General features: G+C 51.3%; 11 protein-coding genes. 10 read left to right on the forward strand and 1 reads right to left on the reverse strand.

The genetic code is table 11. The features are described 5' to 3' along the window. Positions 1-181: 181 nt before the first annotated feature. Genes T320_RS13055 through T320_RS13065 form a run of 3 tightly spaced genes read left to right on the forward strand, consistent with a single transcriptional unit; the run spans position 182 to position 2,436 of the window. Positions 182-1,441 carry a [FeFe] hydrogenase, group A gene (locus tag T320_RS13055; protein WP_037356781.1) on the forward strand — a complete coding sequence of 420 codons (1,260 nt, stop codon included), beginning with the start codon at positions 182-184 and terminating at the stop codon, positions 1,439-1,441. A 10-nt stretch (positions 1,442-1,451) separates the two neighbouring features. Next, the gene (locus tag T320_RS13060) at positions 1,452-1,760 is read left to right on the forward strand and encodes an iron hydrogenase small subunit (RefSeq protein WP_026760046.1); all 309 of its coding nucleotides are present in this window, start codon (positions 1,452-1,454) and stop codon (positions 1,758-1,760) included. Positions 1,761-1,776: 16 nt separating this feature from the next. Next, positions 1,777-2,436 (forward strand): cytochrome b/b6 domain-containing protein, encoded by a 660-nt coding sequence (locus tag T320_RS13065; protein ID WP_037356784.1) that lies wholly within the window; start codon positions 1,777-1,779, stop codon positions 2,434-2,436. 59 nt (positions 2,437-2,495) lie between these two features. Here the strand turns inward: T320_RS13065 and hydG are convergent, their stop codons facing one another. Beyond that, complete coding sequence (gene hydG, locus T320_RS13070; protein ID WP_037356787.1) at positions 2,496-3,911, reverse strand: [FeFe] hydrogenase H-cluster radical SAM maturase HydG; 1,416 nt, start codon at positions 3,909-3,911, stop codon at positions 2,496-2,498. A 383-nt stretch (positions 3,912-4,294) separates the two neighbouring features. Between hydG and T320_RS13075 the strand changes: the two genes are divergently transcribed. From T320_RS13075 to T320_RS13105, 7 genes are all read left to right on the forward strand, one after another. Beyond that, entirely contained in the window at positions 4,295-5,236 is a 942-nt protein-coding gene (locus T320_RS13075; protein ID WP_026760049.1) for an ABC transporter permease, read from the forward strand. Continuing rightward, positions 5,233-6,090, forward strand: coding sequence for a nickel transporter permease (gene nikC, locus T320_RS13080; protein ID WP_037356790.1), 858 nt, complete (start codon positions 5,233-5,235; stop codon positions 6,088-6,090). The genes T320_RS13075 and nikC overlap by 4 nt, the downstream gene beginning before the upstream one ends. Positions 6,091-6,101: 11 nt before the next feature. Next, positions 6,102-6,920: an ABC transporter ATP-binding protein gene (locus T320_RS13085; RefSeq protein WP_026760051.1), complete on the forward strand. Its 819-nt coding sequence runs from the start codon at positions 6,102-6,104 to the stop codon at positions 6,918-6,920. Continuing rightward, complete coding sequence (locus T320_RS13090; protein ID WP_026760052.1) at positions 6,889-7,647, forward strand: ABC transporter ATP-binding protein; 759 nt, start codon at positions 6,889-6,891, stop codon at positions 7,645-7,647. Before T320_RS13085 ends, T320_RS13090 begins: the two co-directional genes overlap by 32 nt. A gap of 46 nt (positions 7,648-7,693) precedes the next feature. Further along, a complete protein-coding gene (locus tag T320_RS13095; protein ID WP_037356793.1) occupies positions 7,694-9,244 on the forward strand; it encodes an ABC transporter substrate-binding protein in 1,551 nt (516 codons plus the stop codon). Positions 9,245-9,369: 125 nt separating this feature from the next. Next, on the forward strand, positions 9,370-10,689 hold the full coding sequence (locus tag T320_RS13100) for an LCP family protein (RefSeq protein WP_037356796.1): 1,320 nt from the start codon (positions 9,370-9,372) through the stop codon (positions 10,687-10,689). 157 nt (positions 10,690-10,846) lie between these two features. Then, entirely contained in the window at positions 10,847-12,799 is a 1,953-nt protein-coding gene (locus T320_RS13105) for an ABC-F family ATP-binding cassette domain-containing protein (RefSeq protein ID WP_037357038.1), read from the forward strand.

A 12,799-nucleotide genomic window follows, 5' to 3' on the forward strand; every position in this document is an offset into this window, starting at 1 on the left:
AATGAATTGGCAACAGCCTATGAAAATCGATGTATTTTCATAGGCTGTTTTTTGTTGAAAAAATATGTAGTTTATATCCCCCTGGGGAGCTTGTGAGAATATTCGATTTTTTTTAGAATAGACTAAAGGAAATGATGTGATTATGGGTTGATATTTTCAGAGACAGGGAGGTAAGGGAATTATGCCAAAATCCTATCAGGAGAATGAATTATCCAGCATTATCAGGATTGATGAGTCGAAATGCAAGGGCTGTGACACCTGCAAGTCGTTTTGTCCGACTGATGCTATTGATGGGCCTTATGGAGCGAATCACCGTATCAACAGCGAACGCTGCCTGCAATGCGGGCAGTGTCTGGTGAATTGTCCCTTTGGTGCCATTGAGGACACTGCAGATGTGGTCGATCAGGTGATTGAGAAACTGCAGGACGGCAGGACAACGGTGGTGGCAACGGTAGCACCAGCGGTGCGTGTGGCGTTGGGCGAAGAGTTTGGGATGGAACCGGGGAAATTGATAACCGAGCAGATGTATGGCGCGCTGAAACAGGCGGGCTTCAAAATAATGGACGTCAATTTTGCTGCGGATAACACCATCTTGGAGGAGGGTACGGAACTCATCCACAAAATACAGAAATATGTGCTGCAGAAACCGGTAACTGAGGAATTGGGGCCGCTGCCCCAGTTTACTTCCTGCTGTCCGGCTTGGGTGCGTTATATGGAGCTATACCATCCGGACTTGCGCCAGCATCTCTCGTCGGCTAAATCGCCGCAAGGGATGGCAGGGCCGGTGGCGAAAATCTACGGTGCCAAAGAAATCTGGAAGGTTGAGCCCGAACAGATTTTCTGTGTGGGTGTCTATCCGTGTACGGCAAAGAAATTGGAAGCTTCACGGCCTGAATTTACCGCGGCGGCTGATTATTGGAAGAAACAGGGGCATACAGCAACTTATCAGGATACAGATGTGGTGCTGACGACCAGAGATTTGGCGAGACTGCTTAAGAAGCTGGATATTGATGTCCGCAATGTACAGCCTGCCGAGGAAAAAGACAATCCCTTGGCAGAATATACCGGAGCCGGAACGATTTTTGGTGCTACGGGCGGTGTAATGGAGGCCGCGCTGCGAACGGCTTACTTTGTACTGACAGGGCAGGAACTGGCCGACCTTTCGTATAAGCCTGTGCGTGGTTTGGCTGAAGTGAAATCAGCGGAAATTCCGTTGAAGCTCAAGGACGGCGGACAAGAAATCACCTTGAAGATAGCGGTCGTTCATGGAACAAAAAATGTGGAACCCCTGCTAGCAGAAATCAAAGCTGGGAAATCACCATATCATTTCATCGAAGTCATGAACTGTCCGGGTGGCTGTGTGAATGGTGGAGGCCAGCCCATAAATCCGATGGGAACATCATGGACGGGCAAGTTTAAGGCAATTTTGCCGTGGTCGTAGGAGGTGCACCATGAAAAAATATTCCTATGAAGAAAAAGGTGTAAAGATCAGCCGCCGGGAATTTTTAGGCTTTGTGGGGATCGTGAGCGCTTTCCTTTGGACTGGTGTTTATACGATGACCGATTTAATCGTTGACCGGACGAAATACATCAAAATGCGTACGGCGGGCCTTTATCAGGATGATGAGAAGCAGGCGAAACGTCAGAGCCATAACAATCAAAGCCTGTTGAATATGTACAAGAGCCTTAACTTCCAGCCCATGAGCCCGCTGGCCGAAGAGTTGTTCCATACCCATTATATCGATCGCAGCATCTTGTAAGAAAGGCGGGAGAAAGATGAAAAAATTCAAAGGAAATGAGCGTATCCTGCATCATAAATTGCCGACACGATTATTTCACTGGTGTCTGGTGCTCAGCTTTTTGCCCGCAGGTTTTACCGGATTAATCCTTTTTTTCCGCCCCTTGGGGGATGCTGGCATGAATCTGGCGATGCAGGTACATATTGTCGGTGGTATGGTTTTATTTATCGCCTGTACGTTGTTCTTTTTGCTTTGCCCCGGGCGGGTGATTTCTTTTTGGCGGGAGATTACCACGTGGACGGATGATGATTATGCCTGGATGAAAATTTCCGGTGGCTATATTCATAAGTTCCTGCTATTGGAATATGAGGTTCCTCCCATGAATAAACTCAACTCCGGGCAAAAAATGATGGGGGTCATGGTGCTGGTAGGGACGATTTTGCTGATCTTGACGGGTTTGGTGCTCTATATCGCCCTGCCGTTGGTGCCCAAGGAAATTGCCTTTTATGCTGACCGTATCCATTTGGTGGTCGGTATCTTCTTGTTTATGTGCGTTGTGGGAGGACATATTCCGTTGGGAATTTATAACTGGCCGGAGTTCTGCAGTATGTTTGGCGATGGAACCATCAATGCCCAGCATGCTCAGGAACATCATCCACTCTGGACGAAGCATGAAATCAAGGAGACAAAAAAATAAATTCAGAATGACGAAAACAGGCATAGCGAAGAATTTGCTCTTCGCTATGCCTGTCTTTTTTAGAAACGGAAATCCCGTTCGCCCTGTTCGATTTGCTGTAAATGCTTTTGTAATGTTTTTTGGGCAGCAGGATTGCTTACCTGGGGAATGTTTTTGGTGATGAGTTTTTCGCCGGCAGCTTTTGTTTCCGGGGATGCGTAATCTTCAAGATATTCTTTCAGCGTCATCAGTGCATTGGGCAGACAGCAGTTTTGAATCTGCTTGGCCTTGCAAAGGGCCATGAACCGGTCACCGGTGCGGCCTTCCCGATAGCAGGCTGTACAGAAGGAGGGAATGTAGTCCATATCAATCAGCCACTTCATCACCTCATCCAGCGAACGGGTATCGGATACGTCAAATTGCACGGTGTCTTCGGGGCGTGTTTCCTGCGTGTAACCGCCTACAGAGGTACGGGAGCCGCCGGAAATTTGGGAAATACCCAGATGAAGAACCCGTTCACGGGATTTTTGTGACTCGCGGGTGGAAACAATCATGCCTGTATAGGGTACGGCAATCCGGATGCAGGCGACGATTTTGGCGAAGGTGTCATCGTCAATGGCATTGCTGAAGGTGTTTACATCAATATCTTCAGCGGGGCATATTCGCGGTACGGAAATCGTATGCGGCCCTATGCCGAATTTGGCTTCCAGATGCTCTGCGTGCATTAAGAGACCGGTGTATTCGTAGCGGTATTTATCCAAGCCAAAGAGAACGCCCAGCCCTACATCATCAATGCCGCCTTCCATGGCACGGTCCATAGCTTCCGTATGGTAGGCATAATCGTGTTTGGGGCCAGTGGGATGAAGTACCTCATAGGAGTCCTTATGATAGGTTTCCTGAAAGAGGATATAGGTGCCAATGCCAGCTTCGTGCAGGCGGCGGTAATTTTCTACGGTGGTTGCGGCAATGTTCACATTGACACGGCGGATGGCGCCGTTTTTATGTTTGACGGAATAAATGGTATGAATGCAGTCGAGGACGTATTCGATGGGGTTATTTACCGGGTCTTCACCGGCTTCGATAGCCAGCCGTTTGTGACCCATATCCTGTAAAGCAATGACTTCATCGCGGACCTGCTCCTGGGTAAGTTTTACCCGGGGAATATTTTTATTGATGCCATGATAGGGGCAGTAGATACAGCCGTTGATACAGTAGTTGGAGAGGTAAAGCGGGGCGAAAAGAACAATGCGGTTGCCGTAGAATTCTTTTTTTATTTCTTCCGCCAGGTGATAAATTTCCTCGTTTTTTTCGGGAATATCGCAGGCCAGAAGTACGGAGGCTTCCCGATGATTCAAGCCTTTGCATTCACGCGCTTTGGACAGAATGGCATCGATAAGTTCCACATCATTTTTATGCTGGTCGGCATAAGCAAGTGAGGCGAGAATTTCTTCGTGATTGATGAATTCATCTGCTTTACTGGACTTGGGATTATACATACTATCGATCTCCTTTATACCAATATGAAATAAGACGCCGGGCATAGCAAGGAGACTGCTGCGCGACGTCTTATTTTATTGCAGAGGACAAACGGGCTGTTGTTTTCTGCATAGGATGCTTTCCTCATTCAACCGAGCCACCGAAGGAAGAGGAAAAGCTATTTAATAATCTATTATAAAAATTTTATGGAAGGCTCACAAGCTCCCTGGGGGGATATAATTTCAAAAAAATGAAAATTATATTTTCTCTGATAAAAAGAAGGGGATATGATATACCTGGTATTCCGATAAAATGTTCTGCATATCCCCCTGGGGGGCTTATGTTTCCGAGAAAAATCTTGTATCATAAAATATTATAGAGAAGAGGGAGGTCTTAGCAAGGCATGAATTACGCGGTAAAACGCTTTATCCAGCTGATACCGATTTTGTTTGGCATTACGTTTTTATCGTTTTTGCTGATGTATCTGGCGGGCAGTGATGCGGTGACAGAGATGTATACTAACCGCGGCGTGGAAGTGGCGCAGGAAATCATTGACGAGAAGAAGGCGGCTTTGGGGCTGAACCTGCCATTTTTTCAGCAGTATATCAACTGGCTTTGGGGCATGCTGCATGGCAATATGGGCGTTAGCTATGTGACCGGTGAGGATGTGCTGCTGGCTTTTATGAAAAAACTGCCGGCAACCTTATTGTTGACGGCGCTTTCCATTGCCCTGACGGTCATGATTTCCCTGCCCTGTGGAATACTGGCGGCGGTTCGTCATGATAAAATCGCGGATATTGTGCTGCGTTTCGGCAGTTTCCTGGGTAATGCTATGCCGAACTTCTTTGTGGGGATGCTCTTGATGGAGTTTTTGGGCATTCAGCTGGGCGTGCTGCCGGTCATTTCCAGCGGTACGGATTTTCGGAGCGCCATTATGCCTACCCTGACTTTAGCGATTGCCATGTCGGCCAAATATCTGCGGCAGGTGCGCAGCGCGGTGCTGGATGAACTCAATAAGGATTACGTGCTTGGGGCGAAGGCTCGGGGCATAAGCAATCAGGTGATTCTCTGGAAAAACGTGATGAAGGCTTCGATGCTTACGATTATGACCTTGCTCGCGCTGTCTATCGGCAGTCTCCTGGGGGGCACGGCGATTATCGAAAGCATCTTTATGTGGGACGGGGTAGGCAAACTGGCCGTGGATGCCATCAACATGCGGGACTATCCCATCATTCAGGCCTATGTCATGTGGATGGCCATTATCTATGTTCTGGTGAATCTGGTGGCAGACATTATATACCACCATCTTGACCCGCGTATCCGTCTGGGGGTGAATGCCAAATGAGTCAGGCAATAGCCCCGACCATCCGGGTACAGAATGTACGTCAAAATCGCTTGCAGCGCAAGCTCTGGTTCTTTGGCGGGTTGGCCATTCTATTAATTCTTGCCTCCTTTTTCAGCGACTATCTCTGCCCTTATGACCCTTATCTGCAGGATATGTCAATGACTAAGGCAGCGCCTTCGGCAGAACACTTGCTTGGCACGGACCGTTATGGCCGGGATATGTTATCAAGGGTCATTGCCGGCAGCAAGACCAGTATCTTTTCCACCTTGCTGCTCGTGAGCTTTATTGCGGTCTTTGGCAGCATTATCGGCATTATCTGTGCCTGGGCGGGAAAATGGGTGGACACGCTGCTCATGCGCCTGTCCGATATGTTTTTGGCTTTCCCGGGGTTGGTATTTGCTTTGGCGGTGGCAGCTGTTTTAGGGGGCGGCGTTCATAATGCCATCTTTGCCCTGGCGGCCATCAGTTGGCCGAAATATGCACGCCTGGCCCGCAGCCAGACCTTGGCTTTGCAGTCATCGACCTTCATGCAGGCTGCAAAAATGGCGGGCAGCGGTACCTGCAAGATTATCCGCAAACATGTACTGCCCAATATCGCCGGGCCAATTCTGGTGACGGCCATGCTGGATATCGGTACGATGATGATGGAGCTGGCGGGACTCTCATTCCTTGGTTTGGGGGCTAAGCCGCCCATTCCGGAATGGGGCAGCATGATGAGCGATACCCGCAATCTTTTGCCCACGCAGCCTTGGGTGACGCTATCCCCGGGCTTTGCGATTTTCTTCTCGGTGATGATTTTCAATCTGCTGGGGGACACCGTGCGCGATTATCTTGATCCGAAAAATAGAAAGTAACAGGAGATAATATGTCAGAAATTATCCGTTATGAACATGTGGACATCAGCTACAATGGGGAACTGGCTGTCCACGATATCAGTTTTTCCCTCGGTGCAGGGGAGATTTTGGGCATCGTCGGGGAAAGTGGCAGCGGCAAGTCCACGCTGATTAAGGCTGCTTTGGGGATGCTTGGCCGGGATGGGCTGGTGACGCGTGGCGATATTTACTACAAGGGACTCGACCTGCCGGATATCAGCGACAAGGAAATGCAGAAAATCTGCGGTACGGAAATCGGCATGATTTTTCAGATGGCAGGCAATTCTTTCTGCCCCATCCGTACCGTAGGTGCGCAGATTAAGGAAATGATGGCGGCTCATGGAAATGAGAACGCTGCGGCCGTAAAGGCAGAAGCCTGTGCGCTCTTTACGAAGTTTGGCTTTAGTGAGCCGGAGCGCATCTGGGACAGCTATCCCTTTGAATTGTCCGGGGGGATGCAGCAGCGTGTCGGCGTGGCGGCCGCCATGCTCCTAAAGCCGAAGCTTCTCTTGGCCGACGAACCCACTTCGGCACTCGATGTTACCGTGCAGAAGCAGGTCATTGAGGAAATGCTTTTGGCGCGGAAACTCTTTGGTACGGCTATTATCCTTGTGACCCATAATATCGGTGTCGTTCGGGCTATGGCAGACAAGATGCTGGTGCTTCATCAAGGGGAAATGATGGAGTATGGCAAGGCGGGGGAGATATTGGCAAATCCCCAGTCGCCCTATACGCAAAAACTTTTGGCGGCGATGCCAAGGCTAAGGAGGCGGGCAGCGGATGGATACGATACTGCAAACTGCGCATCTTAAAAAAGTCTTTCCTCGCAAGGATGGGGAAGATATTGTGGCGGTGGATGATGTTACCTTCTCCCTGAAAAAAGGTGAGAAGCTGGCCATTATCGGGGAAAGCGGCAGCGGTAAGACCACCGTAGCCCGCATGATTGCCCATTTGCTGGAACCAACGGCAGGTCAGGTTATGCTGGCCGGAGAGGACATCACGAATGCCGGTGGCGCGAAGCTCAAAGAGGTCTATACCAGAATGCAGATGGTCTTTCAAAATCCCGTGGACAGTTTTGACCCGCGTTGCACATTAGGGGATGGCATCAGCGAGAGCCTGCTGAACCACGGCAAAAGCAAACGGCAGGCAGCAGAGATGACGAAAAATCTGCTGGCGCTCTGCGGTCTGGGAGAGGAATTTGCTCAGCGATATCCGCATGAAGTCAGCGGCGGCCAGTGCCAGCGGGCGGCTATTGCCCGGGCCTTGGCTATTGAGCCGGAACTGGTCATTCTCGACGAAGCGACCTCGGCGCTTGATGTGACGGTGCAGGCAGAGGTCTTGGATTTGCTGAACCGCCTGCAGGAAGACCGGGGCATTGCCTATCTCTTTATCTGTCACGATATTGCGCTCGTGCAGGATTTTTGCGACCGGGTAATCGTGATGCACGAAGGCAAAATTGTGGAGGAAGGCATCCCAGACGAGATTATCAACAATCCTCAGCAAGCATATACCAAAAAGCTGATTGACAGCGTTTTGTAACGGAGGCAGTAGAATTTTTTTACATAAAGGAAGGAGATTTTGACAAATGAAATGGAAAAAATTAATGGCATTGGCATTGGGGGCAGTCCTGAGTGCCGGCGTGCTTACAGGCTGCGGCACGGATACAGCCAGCAAGACTGGTGAAAAGGCGCTGACCATTGGTGATACGACCTTTAACAGTTCCAATGAGGAGCCGGATGTAAATCCGCATAACACCTATGCGGGCTGGGCCTGCATCCGTTATGGTATTGGTGAAACGCTGATTAAGTACAGCGATAATATGGAGATTCAGCCCTGGCTAGCGGTCAAATGGGAGAATGTGGACGAGCTTACCTGGAAGTTCACTTTGCGTGATGGTGTGAAATTCTCCAGCGGCCGTGTGCTGGATGCCGCAGCCGTCAAGCAATGCTTTGAGCATCTGATTGCCAATAATAAGCGGGCGGCACAGGATTTGAAGATTGCCTCCATGGAAGCCAATGGGCAGGAGCTTATCATCAAGACCACGGAACCGAAACCGGCGCTCCTCAACTACCTCGGCGACCCGTATGGCTGCATCATTGATGTGGATGCTGGCTTTGAAAAAGGCATTGTGGCCGGTACTGGCCCGTACATTGCCACGGATATCAAGACGGATGACCATCTGGTACTCAAGAAGAATGAAAACTATTGGGGCGGCACGCCGAAGCTCGACAAGATTACCATCCGCACGATTACGGACGGCAATACGCTCGCCAATGCCCTGCAGTCCGGTGAAGTGCAGGCCGCTTACGGCATGGCTTATGAAAGCTATCCGCTGTTCCGCAATGACAAGTATAATATCTCGCAGATTTCTACTTCCCGCTGCTTCTTTGGGAAGATGAACTTCGACCCGGATTCGGTGTGCGCTGACCCGGCTGTGCGTCAGGCTATTTCCATGGGCATTGACAAGGAAAACTTCGTGGCCAAACTTTTGGATGGCAACGGCTTCCCGGCTAACGGTGTGTTCCCCGCAGGCCCAGCTTTCGGCGGCGATAAGGTAAAAGCCGAAAAGTTTGACCCGGAAGGCGCCAAGAAGGTACTCGAAGCTGCTGGCTGGGTCGATACGGATGGTGATGGCATCCGCGAGAAGAACGGCAAAAAGCTCGTCCTCAAGTGGCTGACCTATCCGAGCCGTCAGGAACTGCCGCTGCTGGCAGAATCCGCCCAGGCAACTTTGAAGGACATCGGCATGCAGGTGGAAGTCAACTGCACCGCGGACAACAATCAGGCAGTCAAGGATGTGAAGGGCTGGGATATCTACGCCATGGCCAATGTGCAGGCGCCCACCGGTGACCCCGAATACTGGTTCACGGTGTTTGCCACCGGGAATGCCACCAAGAATCAGGGCAAGTACCAGAGCGCCAAACTGGATGCTTTGGAAGCACAGCTGAGCCGCGAATTTGACCCCGCTAAGCGTGCGCAGCTGGCCCTGCAGATGCAGCAGGTCGTACTCGATGACCATGCCTTTGTCTTCTGCTCCTTCCTCAAGATGAGCATGATTTCCAAGGCCAATGTGAAAAACTACACCTCCCATGCCTGCGATTACTATCAGGTAACGGCAGATTTGGATGTGGAATAAAAGATGGCACTTTGAGCAGGAAGCCCGCGCCTTTTGGCGCGGGCATTTTCTTTACATTAAAGGCCATCTTTGCTATACTTATGGGGTTGAATTTCGACCTATATATTAATGAGGAGCAAAGAATCATGCGGCAGAAGCGCAGACGTAAGCGCAGTTATAAAAGAGTCAAGTGGATATTGGGGATTATGCTGACCGTGCTGGTGGCAGTGGCTGGCATAATGGCGGCCAATCATTCCCGCAACGATGGCGGTCTGGTGAACAGCGATGGCGAACCGGTGAAAAGCGACCAGATTACCCATGTGATGCTGTTGGGCGTTGACCGCCGTGAGGGGGATGTGGGCCGCAGCGATACCATGATGGTGGCGGCCTTTGACCAGGAAAAGGAAAAAGCGTCCCTGCTCTCTGTGCCCCGTGATACGCGGGTGCAGATTGAGGGCAATGATTACGAGAAAATCAATCATGCCTATGCCTATGGCGGTCATAAGATGAGCCAGGAGGCCGTGGAAAAACTGCTGGGCACAAAGATTGACCATTATATCATCATCGATACCAAAGCCTTTGAACGGATTATTGATGCGCTTGACGGCGTGGACATCAACGTAGAAAAGCGCATGTACTACGAAGACCCTTGGGATGATGACGGCGGCCTCGTGATTGACCTCTATCCTGGCGAGCAACATATGAATGGCAAAAAGGCCATCCAGTATGTGCGCTATCGTGATGGCGAGGGAGATATCGGCCGCATTGGCCGCCAGCAGAAGTTTATGAAGGCGGTGCTGGCCAAGGTCATTTCGCCCTCGGTGCTGCCTAAGCTGCCGAAACTGGTGGAAGAAGTAAAGTCCGCCATTCAGACGGATATGAGTCTGACGGAGCTCGTGGAGTTTGCGGGCAAGCTGAAGTCTGTTCACGACAACGGCCTGTCGGCGCAGATGGTGCCGGGGCAGCCTGCTTACATCAAAGATGTGAGCTATTGGATTCCCGATATTACGGATTTACGCTCGTTGATGGCTGAGCAGCTGGGCCTCGAACTCAGCGAAGGGGAAAAGCAGAGAGCCCAGGCTGATGAAGACGCCTATATGAAGACTCTGCCCAGCGGTATGCAGCTGCTGGCTAAGTCTAAGACCTCTGGTCAGGTGGTGGAAGGAACGGCGGAGAAGCCGGAAGAAAAGAGCAAGCCCATGAAGCCGGAGGAAATTTCCGTGATGGTCATTAACGACAGCGGCATTAACGGTGCCGCTGCGGAAGTGGCACAGATTCTTCAGCGGAAGGGCTTTGTGATTTCCGGTGTGGAAACGGGCAAGACCAGCTCCCGTACCCAGACCACCATCACAACTTCCACCCGCAATACGGACGTGTTCTACGGCATGCCCTTTGCCTGCGTGATTATGGACGGCGGCAGTTCCAATCAGGCCGTGGTGCATATTGGATTGGATTATAAAAAATAGAAGTCCCTGGAGGATAGGAATGAAAGCCTTCCCCTCTGGGGAAGGTGGCAGCCGCAGGCTGACGGATGAGGTTGCAGGTATATTGCCTTTGAACCTCATCCGCCCCTGTGGGGCACCTTCCCCAGGGGGGAAGGCTAGTATAGAGGAGAATGTAAACTTGGGTATATTGAAAGTTAATGGCCTCAAGAAGGCCTTTGGCATAGATGAACTCTTCCATGATGTGAATTTTGAAGTGCGGGGCGGCGATAAGGTCGGTCTGGTCGGCGCCAACGGTGCCGGTAAGACCACCCTGATGAAGATTCTCATGGGGGAGGAAGAAGCTGACGGTGGCTCGGTGCAGCTTGACCCGGCCGAAACCATCGGCTATGTGCAGCAGCAGGCAGACTTTGGTGAAGGCACGCTCTATGATGAGTTCCGCCGTGCCTTTGACGATATCATTGAGCTCGGCGAGCGCAAGCGTTCGTTGGAAAAGCGCATTGCTGCAGGTGAAGAAGAACTTTTGGACACCTATGGCAAGGTCGTGGAGCGTTTTGAACAGTTAAACGGTTATGAGTTTGACAGCCGGATTAAGAAAGTGGCCTATGGGCTGGGCTTTACGGATGATGACTTCCAAAAGGATGTCGAACATTTCTCCGGCGGTCAGAAGACGCGTATCTGTCTGGCCAAGGCTTTGCTTCGCGAGCCAGACTTCCTCTTTTTGGACGAGCCGACCAACCATCTTGACATCGGGATGATTGAGTGGCTCGAAGGTTTTCTGCGCACCTACCGTGGCGGTGTGCTCATAATCTCCCATGACCGCTATTTCCTCGACAAGGTGGCTACGCGCATGGTGGAATTGGAGGCGAACACCGTCACCAGTTACGAGGGCAATTACACCTACTTTATGCGGGTCAAGACGGCCCGGCGCGAGGCGCTCAAATCTGCTTACGAAAAACAGCAGGAACATATCAAAAAGACGGAGGAATACATCCGTAAGTACAAGGCAGGCATCAAGTCCAAGCAGGCCAGGGGACGGCAGAGTCAGCTCAACCGCCTGGAGCGCATTGTACTGCCGCCGGAGGCTGCCAGCTTCAATTACTTTGCCTTCCATAAGCCGCCTGAATGTGCACAGCGTGTGGCAGAACTGGAAGAAGTCACCTTTGGCTATGGCAGTGAACCGGTATTTAAGGACTTGTCCCTCTTGATTCGCAATGGTGACGGCGTGGCGCTCGTTGGCCCGAACGGTGCGGGCAAGACCACCCTGCTCAAAGTCCTCGTAGGCGAGCTGGAAGCTGCCAAAGGCCGGATAAAAATTGGCAGCCGGGTAAAGATTGGCTATTTCTCCCAGCAGCATGAGACGCTTCACATGGATATGACGGTGCTCGACGAAATCATCTATACCTATGGTGTGGACGAAGAACAGGCCCGCCGTTATCTGGGCGCGTTCCTGTTTCACGGGGACGAAGTTTTGCGCAAGATTGGCGACCTCTCCGGCGGCGAGCAGTCCCGCGTGGCTTTTTTGAAGCTGATGCTTACGGGTGCCAACTTCCTTATTCTGGACGAACCGACCAACCATCTGGATATTCCCGCCAGAGAAGCGGTGGAAGAAGCCTTGATGGCTTATCCCGGCACGTTCCTCGCGGTTTCCCATGACCGTTACTTCCTCGACAAGGTGGCTAACTGCACCTTGGAACTCGATAAGGGCCAGCTTACGGAATACAGCGGCAATTACAGCTATTATCTGATGAAGAAGGAAGCTGAGCGGGAGGCCGAGGAAGAAGAACGGCTGGAAGCAGAAGCTGCTGCCCAAAAGGAAGCGGCTAAGAAGGCTGCCGTGAAACCTGCGGAAGCACAGAAGGCGGCTGAGGAAAAAGCTGCCGCTAAAGAGCGGGCAGAAGTTGGCAAGATTCAGAGCATGAGCGATGCCAAGCGCACGGAGATGATTCAGCGGGCTGAGGCGGAAATCGCCATGGCCGAAGCGGAGTTAAAGGGACTGGAGTTTCAGATGAATCAGCCGGATGTTCAGGCTGACCCTGCGGAAAGTCAGCGCATTGCCGAAGAATACGCCGCCAAAGAGCAGGAGATTGAAGAACGCTATGCCAAGTGGGAAAGGTTAGTGGCCAGCGAATAA

Origin of the sequence: Selenomonas sp. FC4001 (assembly GCF_000701565.1) — a bacterium.
In the GTDB taxonomy this organism is placed as follows: Bacteria; Bacillota; Negativicutes; order Selenomonadales; family Selenomonadaceae; genus Selenomonas_A; species Selenomonas_A ruminantium_B.